A 20,887-nucleotide genomic window follows, 5' to 3' on the forward strand; every position below is an offset into this window, starting at 1 on the left:
GTGTTACTCCAATTGACGTCTTATTAGTGATGGCCTTCAGAAAAATCTGATGAGTGCTTCTGTAGATACTTAAGAACAAGTGCTTCTGTATCTGTATCGAAGTTAACGAACGCAATCATACCATCTAGCATGCCTACCCAACCGTTAGCGCTGAAGTGAGCTTCATCTGGCTGTGAGTGACACGTTGAACAGTTAGATTGGTACGCTTGACCAGCTGCGTTCCAGATTGGATCGAAGTTATCAACCATAGACTCTTTCTTCATCCAAAGTGCTAGGTTAACTTCTTCCCAAGGAAGGCCAGTTAGCTCATCTTCTTTCTTCTCACCAACAGTGATTACGTCACTTTGAGATACTTCTTTCGTCAAGATTGCAGTCGAGATGTTCATACCGAAGTCTTCTTGGATTACACGTCCGAAGCCTTTCGCTTTACGCCAACCGTCGATTTGAATCTTAATCATGTCGCCTTTTTCGTCGATCACTGCAACTTTACTTGCAGGGCTTAATAGACCCGCTTCAACTGTTGCTGTCTCATCCGTATACATTGGTAGGTGACGAATAGAGATTACGTCTGAACCATTTGCGTAAGATGTGCTGCTTGCTACATTTTCTAGCTCGCCAACAATACCGCTTGCTGATGCCATATCTAATGGAAGGTTGTGAGCAATACCTTTGTGGCAGTCAACACAGCTTTGATCACGCTCTGCCGCGTTTTTCATCTGGATACGCGCTGTTGGGCGCATGTTTTCGAAATCCATTGAATCGTAGTTGTGGCAGTTTTTACACTCTAGAGATTTGTTCGAAGAGAAACGATCCCATTCATGTTTAGCCAATTCGATACGACGAGCTTCGAATTTCTCAGGTGTATCTAGGTCACCAAATACTTGAGCGAATACTTCTTTAGATGCTTGCATCTTACGAGCGATTTTTGCTGTCCATTCATGTGGAACGTGACAGTCAGGACAAGTCGCGCGTACACCAGAAGTGTTTTTCCAGTGAACCGTTTCTTGTAGTTCTACGTATACGTTGTCACGCATGGTGTGACAGCTTACACAGAATTCTTCTGTATTTGTGTGCTCTAGAGCTGTGTTAAAACCGCCCCAGAAAATAACACCGGCGATAAAGCCACCCATAGTTAGTACACCAAGACTGATGTGTACCGCAGGGCGAGTCATTGTGCGCCATAATTTAACTAAAAATGATTTCATGTTTAGCTCTCTTAAATATTGATTTTAAAAAATGTTGTTACTAGAGGGCATTACATGCCGCCGTGAGCACCTGGAGGTCCGAATACAAACACTTGCAGTGCCCAAACTAGGAAGCCGTAGCCGCCTACAAAAGCCACACTTAATATTGGAAAGAGAACCACCGCGATGAAGAGGAAAGACTTCCACTCCAACGAGCGTTTTTCGCCAGTTTCAATTTTATTAACATCACTCATACATTTTGCCTATTTTGTATTTAGTAATTTCGAGTAACCCATTCTATGGGGCTAAAGTTCTTAAGTATCTAACAACAAATTTTAGACCATACTCAAAGTAGGGTTCAATCAAATCTCCCGTTATAACCCTTGCTAATCAATACTTTTTTGAGCTCATCCAAAGTTGTTTTTAGTTAAACAAAGTTATTAAAAAGTATTAACAAATGTGAAGAATTAAGTATATTTCACAAATGTTAAATTCCAACACACACACAACTTTATTGTAACTAATTTTAACGTTTTACCTACTAAGTAGTAGCTAAAAATGCCTTAAACAACCAATATTTTGTACTTTGGTTGTTAAATAATTGAGCACTTTTTGAATCGACGGGTTTGAAGCTGAAATGCATCATTTGGCACTTTCAGATATGATGGGGACCTACTTAAAAGGAAGCTCTATGCAAGACGTTATTGATATATCTTGGTGGCAGTTGTTGCTCTTCAGTTCACTTCTCTTTCTGCCCATTGCCATCAACCACAAGCTGAAACTCGGCCTTGGAAAAGAAGCGTCTATTAGCATCATTCGCATGGTTATTCAGCTGTTTCTTGTGGGTCTTTACCTAGAGTATTTATTTACTTTGAATAGTTTGTGGGTCAATTTGTTGTGGTTATTTGCCATGATAATTGTCGGTGCGAGCTCGATTGTTGAGAAGTCTAGGCTACCGAGACAGCTATTATTAGCGCCTGTTGCCGTAAGCCTTGCCGTAACCTGTGTACCCATCGTCTTGTTTATCTGCTTTTTCATCATTAAACCGACACCTCTTTTTAACGCGCAGTACCTTATCCCGATCGCAGGAATGTTATTGGGTAATAGCTTAAGCAGTAATATAGTGGCATTGCAGAACCTGTTTGGTGCTTTTGAAACACAGAAATCAGAATATGAAGCAGCAATCGCGTTAGGCGCGTCTCCCTCCTACGCTGCAGCACCGTTTGTACGCAATGCAATACAGAAAGCGATGTCCCCTATCATGGCCTCTATGGCAACCACAGGCTTAGTAACGCTGCCAGGAATGATGACAGGACAAATTCTTGGGGGGGCGTCACCGATGATCGCGATTAAGTATCAACTGATGATCATGCTGGCGATTTTCGTGATGATGAGTTGCTCTTTAGCGCTTGCCCTTCACCTCTCATTGAAGACTTCCCTGACCAAAGAAGGTCGAGTCCTCGCTCAAATAAAACCGGCAAAATAGCCTCTCTACTCCCCTTAGATCTGGTTACTCACTGAATTTGAGACAGGTTATCCACAGAAATTGTGGATAACCAAATCAAGATAGATCCTTTTTTGTCCACTTTCACTCGAGAAAAGATCATTACCGTTGATCCTTCGGTGTTTTCAAAGAGATATACACATATGGTGAGCAGCGCTGTTGAGTGTTCAGATGATCATTAGAGGGGTGAAGAAGTAGGTTTTCCACAAATAAAAAACGGCCTGCAATGCAGACCGTCTTGTAAATGTCATAAGTCAGTTCAGTGTTTCCACTGAGCTTTAGCGCATCTCGTCAACTGAGTTAAGTACGCCACTTTTGTTGATAGAGCCACCTTTATTAGTCACGCAGGTAGATCAACCAATACCACATGCCGACAAAGATACCGCCACCAATGATGTTACCTATAGTAACGGGCAGCAAGTTGTTCATCAGAAAGTCCATCATGTTCAGGTCAACGTAATCCGCAGGGTTAGCGCCCGTCATTGTCCAGAATTCAGCAGGAGCAAATGTTTTAATGCCGATAGCTAAAGGGACTTGGAACATATTCGCAATACAGTGCTCGAAACCAGCTGATACGAACATCGCAACAGGTAAAATCATTACCGCGATTTTGTCGGTAAGTGTACGTCCACTAAACGTCATCCATACCGCGATACAAACCAATACATTACACATGATACCAAGCGCGATAGCTTGGATAAAATCATGGTGCATCTTGTGTTGGGAAATCGCCATTGCATTTAAACCAACCTGGCCATGGTCAAACATGTACTGTTTAGTCAGAAGCATACATGCCACCAGCAACAATGCGCCAATCAAGTTACCTACATAAACCGTAGCCCAGTTCTTGACGAGCGTGCGCCAAGTAATTTTACCACTTGCACGAGCAACCAGAGTAAGCACCGAACTGGTAAATAACTCACCACCGGTAACAACAACGAGAATTAAGCCCAGGCTAAATGCAAGGCCACCTAATAGGCGAGTAATACCCCAAGGCAAATCACCAGCACCGGTCGTTACGATGGTGTAGAACACAAACGCAATACCGATATGGATGCCAGCTGAAATCGCTAGGAGAAAAGATTTGATTGGATCTTTAGTTGCTTTACCTACGCCAATATCTGCAGCGCGCTCAGCCATTTGTGGCGGTAATAATGAGTCAAATTGGTTTAGATTCATGATGATTTACATTTTGAAACATGTCGTCGGGAGCGCGATAATCCTCTCTTTCATTTCTGAATTCAAGAGCTATTTTAAGCTCGAATTTCCTTCAACAACTAAGAAAACGCCAAACCTTCAATGATATTGAAATTTCTTACGACTTTAGTAGTAAAAAGAAAACTCTGATGAATGAAAAATTACCAACGATAAAAACAACACATCTATAAATATCAACAAGTTACGTTAAAACCATAAGAATGACGTACACTATAGCCGTGTTTTGAGAGCTTTTCTTTTCAGATTTTGACATAGATCAACAGAACGTAAAAAAGCGCCCTGAGGCGCTTTTAAGTCAGTCACAAATAAAGACATTGGTTATGCTAAACCGAAGGTTCAATCACTTCTTCTGATGATAGTTCTAGAGCCGGGTTCTCTAGATTTGTTTCAATACTCGGCGAGATCGCATCAGAATCACTTTCGTTGGCAACTTTACCACCTAAGCTTTTCAAACTATCGACTAGTTCTTCTAAGCTTTTTATGTGAGCATCGCTCTTCGTAATCTGCTCACCGAGCAACTCACTATGCTTGGTTGCTTCAGACAATTGCTGTGCTTGCTTCTGGTTTTCAGATTCCAGGTTAGCCAATTGCTCAGTCAAAGTTTCAATCTCTGACTTTAATAGCCCTGTCATGTCGGAGCTTTTTAACGCTTTAATACTCGCTACAATCTTTTGAGATTGCTGACGTAACCCAACATCACGGTAATCTTCATCATTGACGATTTGTGAAATACTCAGTAGTTGGTTCTCTGCATTCAAAACCGACTGTTCGAACTTGTCGCCTTTTACACTCGCCAGCACTTTGACTTCATGAGCGACACTGCGCACGTGGTTCAATTCAAACTCAGCAGCGTGAACCGCATCTTCAATGATCGACTTTTCACGAGGGCTGGCTTTCACTTGGCTTTCGGCCAACGCAATTTGAGATGCTGCCTTAGCAAAGGTCAGCGGAGCAACATCATAAAAATCTTCATCTTCCAAGAACTCTAATTCGTTCTTCAAAGGTTCGATGTATTTCTTATGCGCCACTTTAACTTCTAGTAAGCGAGCATTGTTAAGAAACTCCACCTGCGCTTCTTGAGCGTCTTCAAGCTCATCGACCAGCACATATTCGAACAACTCGCTGTATTCTGAATACAAACGTTTGTAGCTCGAAGTAAACATGGTATCTGCGCCAAGAAACTTCAGGTAATCCATTTGGACAATCGAATCAGCGAGTACTCGGTCAGCCTTCTTCTTTAACACTAAGATCGAGTCATAATTTGATTTGATCAACGCTATTTTTTCATCAAAGGCTTCAGCGTAAGTCAGGCTCGAAAAAATGGAGTAGCTCTTGGTTATCCGAGTTTCGTCTTTCAGTAAGTCCGCATAAATGCTTTCAGCATCATCCCATGCGTCTAATAGTTCATTGTAATTCTCTGGTGCATAGAGAGACAATTGAGCATGGTCTTCAAGCTTAACTTCCCATTCGGAGTAAACGCTTTGGACAGACTGAAATGAACGGACCTCTATTGTAGATTCATTATTGTTGTTTGTGGTTTGGTTCGCGTCTGTCTGCTCTGAGGGTGTGCTTTGACAACCTGAGATAGCAAATAGCATACTGATCGTTAATGCTACTTTGTTCGCTCTCACTTATGCATATCCTTTTTATACAATATTCGCTCAATGCAAATTATTTCTAGTCACAATATATTACAACCACTTAGCAATAAACATCATTGATGATTTAAGTGGGTGCAAATCACCCAATATAACCAAAATAAACCCATCACTCGATGATTAATCAATCAATTTGGTATCACTTATCAATTCTCCTTATTTGCTATTGCCTGAGCCGTGAATGCGCACTAAGGTGAAGGTAGAGAACGTTATGAATATATAGGTTAATTATGAAGTACAACGCTGAACATATTGCTGATTTAAACCTCCTTCTTCAATTTGATGTAAGTAGCGCTGCTACTGGAATTAAAGTTCATCAAGAGGCTGCTCAAGAAACTCAAGACGCTGTTAAGCGCCTATTCGAAAAAAACCTTTGTACTCAGCCAGACGGCGGTTATTTAACAGATGAAGGTATCGAGATGGCAGAGCGCGCAGATAAGCTACTTCGCGTACTTAAATAAAGCTCCATTGTTCTAGTAAAAACTCCACTCGCTTCGGCCGTGGAGTTTTTTCATTTTTGGGCCAAGGTTTGTTAGGCTTATTGTAAATCCATAGCTTGTCGTTGTGAGGTACAGATGGCTTCTATATTTATTGTCGGTGCAGGATGGGTCGGTGCACCTTTATCCAAACATCTAGAAAAACATGGTAACCGAGTGGTGGTCACGAAAACGACCCAAGCGGGAGCGGAGGCCATTGGTAACGAACGAATCCCATGTGAAGTGTTTAGTTTTGACTCATCAAAGCCAGAACAGACTATCGGGCGACTCTATTCACTGTTACTCGAAAACAACACTGAAATTGTAATTGGCAGCTTCCCTCCTGGCTTTAGAAAAGGAGCAGGACAAGAGTATGCCGACTACTGGCAGCAACTCACCAATGCATGTCAAAAGGCCAACATTAAAAAGCTCATTATGGTCAGTTCAACTACGGTATACCCAACCAAGCCGTGTGTGTTGAATGAGCTGGATGCATCGCTCCCCCTTTCAACCTCAGGTAACGAGAACGCATCTTCATTTTCCGATAACGCGCGAATCATGCTGCAAGCTGAACAGTCAGTGATTGATTCAGGTATCGACTACACCATTCTTCGCTTTAGTGGATTAATAGGTCCAAGTCGTCACCCATCAAGGTTTGCTAGTAAGCTAAAGCAAGTGAGCACTCAAGCTCCAGCCAACATGCTGCACCTTGATGACGCGATTGGCGCTGTCGATTTCGCTATCAGTCAGCTGCACAACGAAGTGGTTAACGTGACGACGCCAAATACGGTCAGTAAGGCGGAGTTTTATGCCGCAGCACTGAAAAGCGCCAACAGCAGTGAGCCTCTACCCGCTGTTGTTGATACCCCAGACAAATTAATCTCTTCGAAGAAGATTCTCGATTTAGGTTATTCATTTAAATTCGAATCCACATTGGATGCACTTCATGACTGAACAATCTATGGCTAACAAATATCCCAACACAAAACTGCACCGCTCGGTAGACACCCTTTGGAACTTTATGTCGATGGGTCACAAGGTTACGCCTTCAGACTGCATCTTTGTATTGTGCAGCAATGATACTCGCGTCGCTGAATATGCAGCTGAGCTTTATCACCAACAGATCGCGCCTTACATTGTTTTTTCTGGTGGTGTGGGACGCTTTACCGAAGGAAGCTTTGAGCGCTCAGAAGCTGAAACATTCGCTTCTATCGCACGAGATTGTGGTGTGCCTGACTCTGACATTATCATAGAGAAACACGCGACAAACACTGGGGAAAATGTCCGCTTCACTCATGAGTTACTGAAAGAGCAAGGGTTATCACCGAAGAGGCTAACCTTAGTTCAGAAGCCCTTTATGGAAAAACGAACTTACGCGACCTTTAGTAAACAGTGGCCTGACGAAACGTCCGAGATAACCGTGACATCACGTTGGCAAAATTGGGATGATTACTTTAATGAAGAGTTGCCGTTAGACATGGTGTTAGGTGCATTGATTGCTGATTACGAACGAATCAAATCCTACCCAGAGAAAGGCTTTCAGGTTGAGATGCCCATCCCCGATGACGTTGACCACGCCTATCAAGCATTGAAGAAGCTCGGATTCGAATAAGTCTCCAATAAAGTAAAAGCTAGGCTTGGCATAAAGTAAAAACATAAGTTCAGTAAACAAAAACGGTGACACTTGGTCACCGTTTTTCATTCTTTCCTGTTAGTAACAACAGCAAATAGTTTTGCTTATTTACCTAATGCTTCTTTGTAGTGCAGACGGCAAACAGAAACGTATTTGTCATTGCCACCAATTGCCACTTGATCACCTTCAGCGATAGCGACACCGTGCTCATCGGTACGAATAACCATGTTCGCTTTACGGCCACAATGACAGATGGTTTTCAGCTCCACCAGCTTGTCCGCCCAAGACAGTAAGTAACGGCTACCTTCAAACAGCTCGCCCAAGAAGTCAGTGCGTAAGCCATAACACAGCACAGGAATATGAAGTTTATCCACTACTTCTGTAAGCTGATACACCTGCTCTTTCGACAAGAATTGACACTCATCGATCAACACACAGTGACGCTTCTCTTCGTCGTTCAGCTTTTTGATCGCATCAAACATGTTAGTGTCATTTTTAAAAAGTTGAGCTTCAGATTGCAGACCAATTCTTGAGCTTACTTTACCGATACCATAGCGATCATCCAATGCAGCCGTGAAGATCACTGGCGTCATACCACGTTCTTGGTAGTTGAATGACGATTGAAGAAGCGTTGTTGATTTACCCGCATTCATTGCCGAGTAGTAAAAATACATCTGAGCCACAGAAATATTCCTGTTAAATAAAATTGAATATGAAAAGGTGAAATTAGAGAATTTTTGCTAGAAAAAAGGGCTGAAAATCAGCCCTTTTTTATAAGATTTACTTGCGACGCCAAGTCGTACCTTCTGGGCCGTCTTCTAGAACGATGCCTAACTCGTTTAACTTATCACGTGCAAGGTCGGCATTTGCCCAATCCTTTGAAGCTCGAGAGTCGTTACGCAGTTTGATCAACGCTTCGATTTCAGCCACTTCGTCATCGTTACCAGCCGCATCACCTTGTAGGAAGGCTTCTGGCTCTTGGTGAAGAATACCGATGATGTCCGCTAGTTCACGCATCAATGCACCAAGTCCGCTTGCTTTTTCGATGCTTTCAGGCTTGATACGGTTGATTTCACGCGCCATTTCAAACAGCACTGAGTAAGCTTCAGGCGTGTTGAAATCATCGTTCATCGCAGTAGAGAAGCGAGTTACGTACTCTTCGCCACCAGCAGGAGCTGCGGTAAGGTCTAGGCCACGAAGTGACGTGTATAGACGCTCTAGCGATGCGCGAGCTTGGTTTAGGTTGTCTTCACTGTAGTTCAGTTGGCTACGGTAGTGACCAGACATTAGGAAGTAACGCACTGTTTCAGCATCGTAGTGTGCTAGCACATCACGGATAGTGAAGAAGTTACCTAGTGACTTAGACATTTTTTCTCTGTCTACCATCACCATGCCACTGTGCATCCATGTGTTTACATAGTCAGTACCATGTGCACAGCAAGATTGCGCGATTTCATTCTCGTGGTGTGGGAATTGTAGATCTGAGCCGCCACCGTGGATATCGAAGTGATTACCTAGAATAGACGAGTTCATTGCTGAACATTCAATGTGCCAACCTGGACGACCTGGACCCCATGGTGATTCCCATGTTGGTTCACCTGGCTTAGACATCTTCCAAACCACGAAATCTAGCGGACTACGTTTTGCAGAGTCTATGTCAACACGAGCGCCAGCTTGAAGCTGATCAAGGTCTTGCTTAGAAAGCTTACCGTATTCTTCGAACTTCTTAACTTCGAACATTACGTCGCCGTTACTTGCAACATATGCGTAGCCGCGTTCAATCAGCTTTTCAACAAGTTCGATGATTTCAGTGATGAAATCCGTTGCACGAGGTTCAACGTCTGGACGCTTCATGTTCAACGCATCGAAATCAGCGTGCATTTCGCCGATTAGACGATCAGTCAGAGAGTCACAAGACTCGCCGTTTTCGTTAGCGCGCTTGATGATTTTGTCATCAATATCTGTGATGTTACGAACGAAGTTCAAATCGTAACCAAGGTAACGAAGGTAACGAGTTACTACGTCGAAAGAAACGAACGTACGACCATGACCAATGTGACAGAGATCGTATATGGTTACCCCACAGACATACATGCCGACTTTGCCAGCTGTAATTGGTTTGAATTCCTCTTTCTGTCTTGTGAGCGTGTTATATATCTTCAGCATGATCTCTATCTATTTTGTGTATTAATCAAAAATAAGCTCGCAGTATAACAAGTCATACCTTAATAGGTAATCCCCAAAAGCAGGAATTACCTCAAACATCTGAGTTAAGTGAATGATTTGATGATTTGAAAGTCCGCCAACATGCGCTAGAATTCGAACTTCATATTAAAAAGACAGTAAGGTAACAATCATGATCATCCTTCACACAAATTTTGGTGACATCAAAGTTCAACTAAACGAAGAAAAAGCACCAGAAACAAGCGCAAACTTCCTACAGTATTGCCGTGACGGTTTCTACGACAACACACTATTCCACCGTGTTATCGATGGTTTCATGATTCAAGGCGGCGGCATGACTTCTGGCCTTAAAGAAAAGGCAACTCGTGCAACTATCAAGAACGAAGCAAACAACGGTCTAGCGAACAAAGTTGGTACGCTAGCAATGGCTCGTACTATGGAACCGCATTCAGCGAGCTCTCAGTTCTTCATCAACGTTAACGACAACTCTTTCCTAAACTTCCGTAGCGAAAGCCTAGACGGTTGGGGCTACTGTGTATTCGCAGAAGTTGTTGAAGGCATGGACATCGTAAACAAGATCAAAGGTGTTAGCACTGGTTCTATGGGTATGCACCAAGATGTACCTCTAGAAGAAGTGATCATCACTGGTACTACAATCGAAGCTTAATTCATCGCTTTCGGTTAGTATTGATGAGCCGATAAAATCAGGATATAGGGAGCGAATCGCTCCCTTTTTTTAGACCTATGAAAACATATTTTATATCAGATCTGCACCTTGCTCCCTCACGACAAGACATCACCGACTGCTTCCTAACCTTCATGAAGAACGAAGCGGTAGAAGCGGATGCACTCTACGTATTAGGTGACCTTTTCGAATTCTGGATTGGTGACGACGACAAAAGTGAGTTCGCGACTTCTATCCGCCAAGCATTTATTGATTTGGTAAAAACAGGCGTACCTTGCTACTTCACTCAAGGTAACCGTGATTTCCTTGTCGGCAAAAAGTTTGCCAAGCAAACCGGTGTGAAACTGCTAGACGAAGTATCGACTATCGATATTTATGGCCAAAAAGCGGTTGTGTTACATGGTGATACTCTATGCACCGAAGATGTAAAGTATCTCGCCTTCAGAGAAAAAGTACATCAACCATGGCTTCAATGGGTCTTCAACAGAATTCCATTTTTCATCAAGAAGAAGATCGTCTCGAAGGTTCAATCCGATATCAAAGATGACAAGCAGACTAAGTCTCTCGACATCATGGATGTGACACAACAAGAAGTCGAAGATGTGATGGAACGAAACAACGTTGATCTGATGATCCACGGCCATACTCATCGTCCAGACATCCATACATTTAGTGCCAACAATTGCACTAAAACCCGTATCGTACTTGGCGATTGGTATACGCAAGGTTCCGTGCTGGTGTTCACGCCGCAAAGTTTTGAACTACAGAATCGAGCGTTTAGCAATAGCTTTTAACGTCACTCTTAAACTTTCAGTTTGATTATTATTGTCGGTCAGACTTTCTTAGAAAGTGTATGGTAATTTCTACTGAATTAGCTATTATCTCTCTACCAGAAATAAACCGAACACAGTACCAAGTTGAAATATTCATACGTAGCGCGTCAACCAATACTCGATACAGACAAGAAGACCATAGGTTACGAGTTGCTATTCAGGGATGGTCCTAAGAACACTTTCCCTGAAGTAGAGCCGGAGCTCGCTACTAGCCGTTTGCTTTCCGATCACTTCTTATCGACCCACTATAATACGTTGGGTGATAAGCTTGGGTTCGTGAACTTCCCTTACGCAAGCCTAATCAACTTGGTCCCTACTCTGTTTCCCAAAGAAAGCCTCGTTGTAGAGGTTCTTGAAGACTGCGAACCGACAGACGAGTTACTTGAAGCAATCAAAACTATCTTTGATGCAGGTTATACCATCGCGTTAGATGACTTTGTACCAAGTAAAGCTTGGAAGCGCTTCTTACCCTACGTTTCGATTATCAAGTTCGATATCCGTTTGACGCCAATTGCCAAAGCAGCGATGTTTATGAACTCACTCAAAGGGCTAGATATCAAGTTCCTAGCTGAGAAGGTAGAAACGTACGAAGAATACCAAGAAGCGAAGAAAGCAGGCTTCACTTACTTTCAAGGTTACTTCTTTAGCAAGCCAGAAATGATCCAAACGCGTGCGCTCAACCCTGCATTCCTGACGACCGTTCAGCTGTTAAAAGAGATTGCACACGACCCTATCGACTTTGGTGAAGTAGAGCGTTTAATTACGCTTGATGTGACCATGTCGTATAAGCTACTTACCTACGTAAACTCTGCAGGTGGTTCAGCAACGACGATTCGCTCATTCCGCCAAGCGCTTATTTACCTTGGCGAACAAAAGCTGCGTAAGTTCGTTTCTCTTGTGGCTATCGCCTCCGCGAAAGAAGATAAGCCGGACTCTCTCTATGGTTTAGCGGTAATACGCGCACGTCAATGTGAACTCTTAGTCGAGAAGATGAATGTTAAGGTTGAGCCTGGACAAGCCTTTTTGACCGGTATGTTCTCTCTATTGGACTCACTCTTTGACCAACCATTGAAACAAGTACTCGATTCAGTGCCGATCGACGTAGAGATCAAACAAGCCTTAATTCAACGTAAAGGCGTGTTAGGTGCTGTGTTGGCGATGGTGGTTGCTTATGAACAAGCTCGTTGGGATGAAGCGACTCGTATTCGCCAGCTTCTCAAACTGAGTGAAGCTCAACTTGGTCAAGCTTATGACGAAGCGACGACTTGGGCCCAAGAACTATTATCTCCAGCCCTGAAATAGCGTAATTCACACAACAACTTCAATAGAAACTTAACTTTGGTGAGCGATCGTTTCTTGGTAAACTCCCACGCATTCATTTATGGCCTCTTAATAGAGGCCATTTTTACAGGATCTGACTATGTCTTTATGCCCATGCGGTAGTAATAATACTTACCAACAGTGCTGTGAATCAGCGCACCTCGATCACAGCTCAGTTGAAACTCCAAAGCAGCTGATGCGCTCTCGTTATTCCGCGCACGTTTTAGGATTGGTTGATTATGTAATTGCTACCTATCACCCTAGCTGTGATGCTGAGTCGCAAAGAGAAGGCATTACCGAATCTATCGACAGTGATTGGGCAGGTCTTGAAGTCATCGATACGGCGGCAGGCTCGCACCAAGACGAAGGCTTTGTTGAATTTAAAGCTTACTTCAATGAAGACGGCGCGCAGTACTGTATGCAAGAGCGCTCGCGTTTCGTTCGTGAAAACGGCCTATGGTTTTATATCGATGGCGAGTTCCCAGAGCAAGAAAACGAACATGAAAAGCTAACAGAACCAGAGATTGACCCTCGCCTAAACCAAACCGTAGAGAGCTTCAAGATTGGCCGTAATGACCCTTGCATTTGTGGTAGTGGGAAGAAATATAAAAAGTGCTGCGGGTAATACTGAGATTTAAGGTAGCTAAGCGCTGAGATAGATTCCTGATGTCACCTAAGCTCCTCGGAATGACGATGTTCAGTGCTTTTTAAGTAGATTAATATCTTAGATGATTAAAAAGCCCCGTAAACATGGTTGTTTACGGGGCTTTTATCTATTTTTTACGCGGTTCGATAAATCTAAAGAGGCTTACTTATGACGCTCTTTAAGTTTATTTACCACGTCGTTCATCGATAGGCCTTGGTCTTGAAGAAGAACCATTAGGTGGTAAATCAAATCTGCTGATTCACACACTAGTTCCGCCTTATCGCCCGACGTCGCCGCAAGCGCGACTTCAACGCCTTCTTCGCCCACTTTTTGCGAAATACGCTTGGTGCCACGGGCATATAGACTGGCAGTATAAGAAGACTCAGGGTCTGCGTCCTTGCGGGCAGCCAGTAGCTGCTCAAGCTGATGAAGCCACACCATCTGAGACTCTTCTTGCTTGTCTCCATCCCAACACGTTGTTGTACCTGTGTGGCACGTTGGACCAATGGGATTAACTTTAACCAGTAAAGTGTCGCTGTCACAGTCCAAGGCGATGTTTTGCAGTTGTAATACGTTGCCTGACGTTTCACCTTTCGTCCAAAGGCGCTCTTTGGTGCGAGAGAAAAACGTCACATTGCCAGTTTCACCTGTTTTCTCAAGTGCTGCTGGGTTCATGTATCCCATCATTAACACTTGGCTCGATTGGTAATCTTGAACAATAGCTGGTACTAAGCCATCTACTTTTTCCCAGTTAATACGCTCTGATAATGCGCCTACTTCTGTTTTTGATAAGCTTGCGGTTTCAAAACTCATAGTCGCACCTCTACATCTTGTTGTTTTAAATACTGTTTAAGTTCACCAATATTGATGACTTGCTTGTGGAATACCGAAGCTGCTAGCGCTCCGTCCACGTTGGTCTTCTTATAGGCTTCAGCAAAGTGCTCCATTGCACCTGCGCCACCAGAAGCAATCAGAGGTACATTGCATACTTCACGTACCATGTTTAACTGTTCGATGTCATAGCCGTTACGAACGCCATCTTGGTTCATCATGTTTAACACAATCTCACCTGCGCCACGTTTCTGTACTTCCTGCACCCAATCTTTGGTTTCCCATTTGGTCGCTTTAGTACGCGCCTCATCGCCAGTGAATTGGTAAACCTGATATTTACCGGTTTCTTTATCGAAGTATGAATCGATACCGACAACAATACACTGCACGCCGAACTTATCAGCAAGGTCAGTGATCAATTGAGGGTTAGCAAGTGCAGGCGAGTTGATCGATACTTTATCGGCACCAAATTCAAGAATGCGCGCTGCATCTTCTGCTGATTTAATACCACCAGCAACACAGAAAGGAATGTCAATCACTTCTGCTACGCGCTTCACCCAGCTTTTATCGACGACACGGCCATCACTCGATGCCGTGATGTCATAAAATACGAGCTCATCAGCGCCCTCTTCCGCATAGCGCTGTGCTAACGGAACGATGTCGCCAATGATTTCGTGGTTACGGAACTGAACGCCCTTCACCACTTGTCCGTCACGGACATCCAAACAAGGGATTATTCGCTTTGCCAACATGCAAATGCCTCCTCTGCGGTAAACTTGCCATCAAGTAACGCACGACCAACAATCACACCAGCAACACCGCTGCCTTTTAGAGCTTCGATATCCGCTAAGCTGCCAATGCCGCCCGATGATTGGAATTGAACCTGTGGGTATTGTTTACAAAGGTCAACATAAAGCTCGACGTTTGACCCTTCTAGCGTGCCATCACGTGAAATGTCAGTACATAGAACGTGTTTAAGACCCACTGTTAGGTAGTCTTCAATCAGCGCTTCAATAGTCACGCCTGAATCTTCTTGCCAACCTGAAATTGCCACTTTACGTGTGCCGCTTTCATCGATGTTGATGTCCAGAGCAAGCACGATTTTTTCAGCGCCGTACTTTTCCATCCAACCTTTAACCAGCTCTGGTTGCTTAACTGCTGTAGAACCAACCACAACGCGCTGTGCACCAGCTTCCAGTAGGTCAACGACATCTTGTTCGTTACGCACGCCACCACCAATCTGGATGTTCGCAGGCGTGCTAGCAAGTAGCTTAGCAATCAAGTCTAACTGACGAGCCGTTGTGTCTTTTGCACCCGTTAAGTCAACAAGATGCAGCCAACCTGCGCCAGCTTGGTGATACAGGTTAAACTGCTCTGCTGGGTCTACTTTGTATTCTGTTACTTGCCCGTAGTCTCCTTGGAATAAGCGAACTACTTGACCTTCAATTAAATCTAACGCGGGAATAATCATTTACATTCCTTATATGGCAACGTTAGCCGCTGCCTAATCCTTATTACAATTCCAAGAAGTTCTGAATCAGCTTAGAGCCAGCTTTCGAAGATCGCTCTGGGTGGAACTGAACACCATAATAATTGCCACTTTGAACCGCCGCTGTAAACGGATTACTGTAATCACATTGTGCGATTGTGTAGTCGCCCACTGGCATTGCGAAGCTGTGAACGAAGTAGAAATATTCGCCTTCTTCAATATCTTTAAACAAAGGATGGTTAGGTGTCGAAGTTACTGTGTTCCAACCCATGTGTGGTAATGGCAAATCGCCCGTTTCGAGTAAACGCACTTCACCATCACACAAACCTAGACATTCAACTAACTCGTCAGCCTTTTGGCCTTTCTCTTGAGATAATTTGCCTAACAGTTGCATACCTAAACAAATACCAAGCAGAGGCTTCTCTACTTTCTTCACAAGAGAAACAAGGTCGCGCTCTTGCAGGTTCTTCATTGCCTCACTTGCTGTACCTACACCGGGTAGGAATAGCTTATCGGCAGCAAGAACAACTTCAGGTTCTTTTGAAATTTCAACTGCGTAACCCAAACGTTCAATGGCAAATTTAACCGAAGAAACGTTGGCACACCCAGTATCAATGATGACGACTTTTTGATCTTTCATTGTTTTTTCCTTGCTAACGTTAGCCTTACAGGACGCCTTTGCTGCTTGGTAACTCATTACCTTCAACTTTGATTGCTTGGCGAAGAGTACGGCCAAACGCTTTGAACAGGCTCTCAATGATGTGGTGATCATTATTGCCAGCAGAAGAAAGGTGTAGCGTACAAGCCAGAGTGTCGGTTAGAGAACGGAAGAAGTGAACCACCATCTCTGTTGAAAGATCACCCACTTGCTCACGACTGAATTTAGCATCGAACTTCAGGTATGGACGACCAGAAAGGTCTAGCGCACACTGAGCCAAACATTCATCCATTGGCAGGCTAAAACCAAAACGGCCAATACCACGTTTGTCACCTAGTGCATCTTTCAGAGCTTGGCCTAACGCAAGTGCCGTATCTTCCACTGTGTGGTGATCATCAATGTGTAGATCGCCTTTCACCGTCAGGTTCATTTGGAAACCACCGTGTGTCGCGATTTGATCAAGCATGTGGTCGAAGAAACCCATGCCGGTATCGATCTTATTACCACCGGTTTCATCAAGGTTTACAGCTACCTTAATGTCGGTTTCTTTAGTTGTACGAACCACTTCAGCAACGCGAGCATTAACCGTCAGATCTTTAACGATTTGTGGCCAGTTAAGCGTACCTTCCGTTTCTGCATCAGGGCCATATTGAATACCGCGGATTGCCATATTCTCTGCAAGTTGAAGATCCGTCATTCGGTCGCCAATCACAACAGAGTGTTGGAAGTCGACTTTACCGCCTTGTAAATACTCTTTAACCATACCTAATTTAGGCTTGCGGCAAGAGCAGTTGTCTTCGTCAAAGTGAGGGCAAATAAGCACGTCGTCAAACTTAACGCCTTGAGATTCGAAGAACTCCATCATCATATTGTGTGGCGCATCGAAATCTTCTTGTGGGTAGCTATCGGTACCTAGGCCGTCTTGGTTAGTCACCATCACTAGACGGTAACCAGCATCTTGCAGTGCAAGCAGGCTAGGAATCACTAGCGGTTCGAATTTTAGCTTGTCTAAACGGTCTACTTGAAAGTCAACTGGCGGCTCAACAATTAAGGTGCCGTCGCGGTCTATAAAAAGTATTTTCTGTTGTTTACTCACTTGAACTTCCTTTTAATTTTAAATCTGGTGGCCTAGCTAAAATCAAACGCTAACCCAAAATATTGGTTTCACTTACCAGCCTGCGATTAATCAAATCAAACTGGTAAATGTTATTACTGGTAAGCCTTTCGTTACTGATAAAAGTTACGAATAAATCCAAGTGTCTTTTCGCACTCTTCGCGGTTACCAATACTAATGCGAACACAGTCTTCAATTGGTGAATTACGCAAGATGATGCCCGTATCCCAAGCCGCTTTAAACAACTTATCGCCGTTCGGGAATTTAACCAGTAGGTAGTTACCCCAACCATCAAATACCGTCACTTGAGGCATACCTAATAGACCCGCTTGCAAATACGCTCGGTTCGCACTTAAATCCAGAACCTGGAACTTAGCTCGTGCAAGTCCTTGCTCTGAAAGTGCTTGAACGGCAATGTCAGCAACAGGGATTGGCACTGGGTAAGGAGCAATCACTTTCAACAGCACATCGATAAGCGCTTTATTCGCCAGCGTAAAACCACAACGTAAACCCGCTAAAGCAAAAGCCTTCGACAAGGTGCGTAGGATCGCGAGGTTTGGATATTGCTCAAGCAAATCAACGGTTGACGCTTCTGGACAAAAATCGATATACGCTTCGTCCATCACCACGATCGCTTTGTCTTGAGTCATTTCAAGCAACTTGATGATGTCTTTACGATTAACCAAATTACCGGTTGGGTTGTTTGGGCTACAAACAAACACCACCTTTACGTTGTCGAGTTGAGCTTCAATCGCAGGAAGATCCAGTTGCCATTCAGAAGTTAGAGGCACAACTTTACGCTCAACACCAATCGTCTCTGCACTGATTGCGTACATACCGTAAGTAGGTGGGCAGTAAAGAATAGCGTCTTCGTTCGGCTCACAGAAAGCACGAATCAATAACTCGATGCCTTCATCAGCACCACGAGTCGTTAGTGTTTGCTCTGATTTCACACCGGCGTATTGTGCATAAGCGTCAATCAACTCTTTAGGCTGACATTCGCTGTAGCGATTAAGACGAGACAGGTTTAGGTTGTACTCGTTATCAAACGGAGATTCGTTGGCATTGAGCCATACATCACCAGTACCGCCAATGCGTCTTGCAGACAAGTAAGGTGTAAGAGCCTGAACTTGTTTTCTTGCTAACTTTTCCATGCCCTACCCTTATTTCGCTTTATTTAACTTTTCAACTCGGATGGTCACAGCGCGTTTGTGTGCATCCAAGCCTTCGGCTTCCGCCATTGTTACTACCGTTGGCGCTAGGCCTTTCAAACCGTCAGCCGTTAGCTCTTGCACCGTCATTCTCTTAGAGAAATCAGCTAAACCCAGGCTTGAATACGTTTTCGTGTAACCGTAAGTCGGAAGAACGTGGTTTGTGCCTGATGCGTAGTCACCTGCAGATTCTGGAGACCAGTCACCAAGGAAGATTGAGCCTGCATTATCTAGCAATGGCAGCAATTCACGTGGATTCTTGGTTTGAACAATCAAGTGCTCAGGACCGTAGAAGTTCGAAATCGCAATCGCTTGAGTGATCGATTCAGCAATGATAATTAAGCTTGAAGCCAATGCTTGCTGAGCGATGTTCGCACGAGACAGTTCTTTCAATTGCTTCTGAACCGCTTCTGTTACTTGGTCAGCAACCACTGGAGATGGTGTTACTAGCACAACCTGAGAATCAGGACCGTGCTCCGCTTGGCTCAGTAAATCCGCCGCGATGAAATCTGCATCTGCAGTTTCATCGGCAATCACTAACACTTCAGACGGGCCAGCAGGCATATCAATCGCCGCACCGCGGAAGTCGTTGCTAACTTGGCGTTTCGCTTCCGTTACGTACGCGTTGCCAGGGCCGAAGATCTTATCGACTTTAGCTACACTCTCGGTACCGTAAGCCATTGCAGCCACCGCTTGACCACCACCAACGTTGTAAACCTCGTCGATCTTACAAAGCTTAGCGACATACAAGATTTCATCTGCGATTGGTGGAGGTGAACAAAGCACAACCTTGCGGCAACCTGCGATTTGAGCGGGAACACCTAACATAAGAACCGTTGACGGAAGTGGCGCACTGCCACCTGGAATATAAAGGCCAACAGTATTAATAGCGCGCGTCACTTGCTCACACACAACACCAGGCTGTGTCTCAACCTTAATTGGCTGCGGCTTTTGAGCTTCGTGAAACTTCGCAATGTTGCTATAAGCTTGCTCTAACGCTTGCTTCATCTCTGGTGTTAGACGAGCACACGCCTCTTCGATCTCACCCGAACTGACTCGAATGGATTCTGGAGTCACACCATCAAACTTTGCAGTCAGCTCTCTAAGCGCGGCATCGCCTTCATTTCGTACTTTTGCAATCACATCAGAAACAGTCGCGGTGATGTTTGCACCTTCAGTAATAGCTGGACGCTCTAATACCGAGTCTTGCTGTGATTCACTTAAAGATTGCCAAACAACGGTTCTCATCGTCACTACCCCATCATTTTTTCGATTGGTAATACTAGAATCGAGCTTGCACCCAACTCTTTCAGCTGCTCCATTGTTTCCCAGAACAAGTTCTCTGTACTTACTAGGTGAACGGCAACTTTGTCTTTGTCTGTAGATAGTGGAAGAACCGTTGGATCTTCAGCACCAGGCAGTAGTGCTTTGATTTGCTCTAGTTGAGAAGTTGGCGCGTGAAGCATGATGTACTTCGACTCTTTCGCTTGTTGAACACCCTGCATACGAGTCAGTAGTTTTTCAATCAGTGCGGTTTTGTCTGCGTCGAAATCACCAACACGTTGAATAAGTGTTGCTTTCGATTGGAAGATAGCTTCAGCTTCTTTTAGGCCATTCGCTTCAAGCGTTGCACCTGTAGAAACTAAATCAGCGATAGCGTCTGCTAGACCTGCACGAGGCGCTACTTCAACCGAGCCTGTTAGCATACAAGTGCTGAATTCAACACCCTGCTCATCCATGTAGGCTTTCAGTAGTTGTGGGTAAGTTGTCGCAATACGCTTGCCCGCAAGATCTTGTGGCCCGTTGTAGACTTCATCTTTGTTGATTGCGATAGAAAGACGGCAACCACCGAAGTCTAAACGACGTAGTGTGCGAAACTCTGATGGCTCTTTTAGAGCAACACGGTCTAGTCGAACTTCTTCTAGTTCATTTTCACCGATGAAACCAAGGTCAACCACACCATCCATGATAAGACCTGGGATGTCATCATCACGAACTAATAACAAGTCGATTGGCATATTTAGTGAATGAACAACTAGGCGCTCACCCATGATGTTAAATTTAACACCACATTTTTTAAGTAGGTCTTGGCACTCTTTACTTAAGCGACCTTTCTTTTGAATTGCGATTCTTAGGCGTTGTGTCTGCATTGCTGTATCCCTGTGCAAATATTTGAATTTATTGATTATTTAAAAGCGCTAAAACTAAAAAACCCTCGGAAGACTTTGTCATCCCGAGGGTTT

General features: G+C 44.1%; 22 protein-coding genes and 1 other annotated feature (1 of these 23 running past the window's edge). Of the genes, 8 read left to right on the plus strand and 14 right to left on the minus strand.

Features of this window, described 5'->3' with window-relative positions:
- Positions 1-23 precede the first annotated feature (23 nt).
- Both torC and torE read right to left on the minus strand, forming a co-directional pair.
- A complete protein-coding gene (gene torC, locus CWO13_RS14555; RefSeq protein ID WP_004734592.1) occupies positions 24-1,205 on the minus strand; it encodes a pentaheme c-type cytochrome TorC in 1,182 nt (393 codons plus the stop codon).
- Between the two features lie 50 nt (positions 1,206-1,255).
- Positions 1,256-1,438, minus strand: a complete 183-nt coding sequence (gene torE / locus CWO13_RS14560; RefSeq protein ID WP_008222628.1) for a trimethylamine N-oxide reductase system protein TorE — start codon at positions 1,436-1,438, stop codon at positions 1,256-1,258.
- A 437-nt stretch (positions 1,439-1,875) separates the two neighbouring features.
- Between torE and CWO13_RS14565 the strand changes: the two genes are divergently transcribed.
- Positions 1,876-2,670, plus strand: a complete 795-nt coding sequence (locus tag CWO13_RS14565; RefSeq protein ID WP_108083119.1) for an ABC transporter permease — start codon at positions 1,876-1,878, stop codon at positions 2,668-2,670.
- Positions 2,671-3,024: 354 nt separating this feature from the next.
- Here CWO13_RS14565 and focA read toward each other — a convergent pair whose 3' ends face one another.
- A complete protein-coding gene (gene focA, locus CWO13_RS14570; protein ID WP_048614492.1) occupies positions 3,025-3,867 on the minus strand; it encodes a formate transporter FocA in 843 nt (280 codons plus the stop codon).
- 362 nt (positions 3,868-4,229) lie between these two features.
- Positions 4,230-5,537 (minus strand): ATPase, encoded by a 1,308-nt coding sequence (locus tag CWO13_RS14575; RefSeq protein ID WP_102433199.1) that lies wholly within the window; start codon positions 5,535-5,537, stop codon positions 4,230-4,232.
- Between the two features lie 257 nt (positions 5,538-5,794).
- Here CWO13_RS14575 and CWO13_RS14580 point away from each other — a divergent pair, with 257 nt between their 5' ends.
- The 3 genes from CWO13_RS14580 (at position 5,795) to CWO13_RS14590 (ending at position 7,652) form a co-directional block, all read left to right on the plus strand.
- Positions 5,795-6,025: a TIGR02647 family protein gene (locus CWO13_RS14580; protein WP_017630468.1), complete on the plus strand. Its 231-nt coding sequence runs from the start codon at positions 5,795-5,797 to the stop codon at positions 6,023-6,025.
- A 114-nt stretch (positions 6,026-6,139) separates the two neighbouring features.
- Positions 6,140-6,994 (plus strand): NAD(P)H-binding protein, encoded by an 855-nt coding sequence (locus tag CWO13_RS14585; RefSeq protein ID WP_107898763.1) that lies wholly within the window; start codon positions 6,140-6,142, stop codon positions 6,992-6,994.
- Complete coding sequence (locus CWO13_RS14590) at positions 6,987-7,652, plus strand: YdcF family protein (RefSeq protein ID WP_102433201.1); 666 nt, start codon at positions 6,987-6,989, stop codon at positions 7,650-7,652. The genes CWO13_RS14585 and CWO13_RS14590 overlap by 8 nt, the downstream gene beginning before the upstream one ends.
- A 125-nt stretch (positions 7,653-7,777) precedes the next feature.
- On the opposite strand, the gene CWO13_RS14595 is transcribed toward CWO13_RS14590, so the two are convergent.
- Together CWO13_RS14595 and cysS are read right to left on the minus strand one after the other, a co-directional pair.
- Positions 7,778-8,356 (minus strand): thymidine kinase, encoded by a 579-nt coding sequence (locus CWO13_RS14595; protein WP_048658319.1) that lies wholly within the window; start codon positions 8,354-8,356, stop codon positions 7,778-7,780.
- Between the two features lie 97 nt (positions 8,357-8,453).
- Positions 8,454-9,839, minus strand: a complete 1,386-nt coding sequence (gene cysS, locus CWO13_RS14600) for a cysteine--tRNA ligase (RefSeq protein WP_102433202.1) — start codon at positions 9,837-9,839, stop codon at positions 8,454-8,456.
- A 190-nt stretch (positions 9,840-10,029) separates the two neighbouring features.
- Between cysS and CWO13_RS14605 the strand changes: the two genes are divergently transcribed.
- From CWO13_RS14605 to CWO13_RS14620, 4 genes are all read left to right on the plus strand, one after another.
- Positions 10,030-10,524, plus strand: a complete 495-nt coding sequence (locus tag CWO13_RS14605) for a peptidylprolyl isomerase (RefSeq protein ID WP_017060275.1) — start codon at positions 10,030-10,032, stop codon at positions 10,522-10,524.
- A gap of 77 nt (positions 10,525-10,601) precedes the next feature.
- Entirely contained in the window at positions 10,602-11,336 is a 735-nt protein-coding gene (lpxH, locus tag CWO13_RS14610) for a UDP-2,3-diacylglucosamine diphosphatase (RefSeq protein WP_102433203.1), read from the plus strand.
- A 123-nt stretch (positions 11,337-11,459) separates the two neighbouring features.
- Entirely contained in the window at positions 11,460-12,677 is a 1,218-nt protein-coding gene (locus tag CWO13_RS14615) for an EAL and HDOD domain-containing protein (RefSeq protein WP_019824325.1), read from the plus strand.
- A gap of 118 nt (positions 12,678-12,795) precedes the next feature.
- A complete protein-coding gene (locus tag CWO13_RS14620) occupies positions 12,796-13,320 on the plus strand; it encodes a YchJ family protein (protein ID WP_102433205.1) in 525 nt (174 codons plus the stop codon).
- Positions 13,321-13,503: 183 nt separating this feature from the next.
- Here CWO13_RS14620 and hisIE read toward each other — a convergent pair whose 3' ends face one another.
- The 8 genes from hisIE to hisG all read right to left on the minus strand — a co-directional run bounded on the left by hisIE (position 13,504) and on the right by hisG (position 20,794).
- Positions 13,504-14,154: a bifunctional phosphoribosyl-AMP cyclohydrolase/phosphoribosyl-ATP diphosphatase HisIE gene (hisIE, locus tag CWO13_RS14625; protein ID WP_009848800.1), complete on the minus strand. Its 651-nt coding sequence runs from the start codon at positions 14,152-14,154 to the stop codon at positions 13,504-13,506.
- Positions 14,151-14,924: an imidazole glycerol phosphate synthase subunit HisF gene (gene hisF, locus CWO13_RS14630; protein WP_017630683.1), complete on the minus strand. Its 774-nt coding sequence runs from the start codon at positions 14,922-14,924 to the stop codon at positions 14,151-14,153. Before hisF ends, hisIE begins: the two co-directional genes overlap by 4 nt.
- Positions 14,906-15,643, minus strand: coding sequence for a 1-(5-phosphoribosyl)-5-[(5-phosphoribosylamino)methylideneamino]imidazole-4-carboxamide isomerase (gene hisA, locus CWO13_RS14635; RefSeq protein ID WP_012604374.1), 738 nt, complete (start codon positions 15,641-15,643; stop codon positions 14,906-14,908). Before hisA ends, hisF begins: the two co-directional genes overlap by 19 nt.
- Before the next feature lie 43 nt (positions 15,644-15,686).
- Positions 15,687-16,301 (minus strand): imidazole glycerol phosphate synthase subunit HisH, encoded by a 615-nt coding sequence (gene hisH / locus CWO13_RS14640; protein WP_108083120.1) that lies wholly within the window; start codon positions 16,299-16,301, stop codon positions 15,687-15,689.
- Between the two features lie 25 nt (positions 16,302-16,326).
- Complete coding sequence (hisB, locus tag CWO13_RS14645) at positions 16,327-17,415, minus strand: bifunctional histidinol-phosphatase/imidazoleglycerol-phosphate dehydratase HisB (RefSeq protein ID WP_102433206.1); 1,089 nt, start codon at positions 17,413-17,415, stop codon at positions 16,327-16,329.
- A gap of 131 nt (positions 17,416-17,546) precedes the next feature.
- Positions 17,547-18,587, minus strand: coding sequence for a histidinol-phosphate transaminase (hisC, locus tag CWO13_RS14650; protein WP_102433207.1), 1,041 nt, complete (start codon positions 18,585-18,587; stop codon positions 17,547-17,549).
- Between the two features lie 9 nt (positions 18,588-18,596).
- A complete protein-coding gene (hisD, locus tag CWO13_RS14655) occupies positions 18,597-19,898 on the minus strand; it encodes a histidinol dehydrogenase (protein WP_102433208.1) in 1,302 nt (433 codons plus the stop codon).
- On the minus strand, positions 19,898-20,794 hold the full coding sequence (gene hisG, locus CWO13_RS14660; protein WP_009848806.1) for an ATP phosphoribosyltransferase: 897 nt from the start codon (positions 20,792-20,794) through the stop codon (positions 19,898-19,900). Before hisG ends, hisD begins: the two co-directional genes overlap by 1 nt.
- A 53-nt stretch (positions 20,795-20,847) precedes the next feature.
- Positions 20,848-20,887, minus strand: a sequence feature (His leader region) (it continues 96 nt past the right edge of the window).

Source organism: Vibrio sp. ZF 223 (assembly GCF_003050585.1).
GTDB classification, from domain to species: Bacteria; Pseudomonadota; Gammaproteobacteria; order Enterobacterales; family Vibrionaceae; genus Vibrio; species Vibrio crassostreae.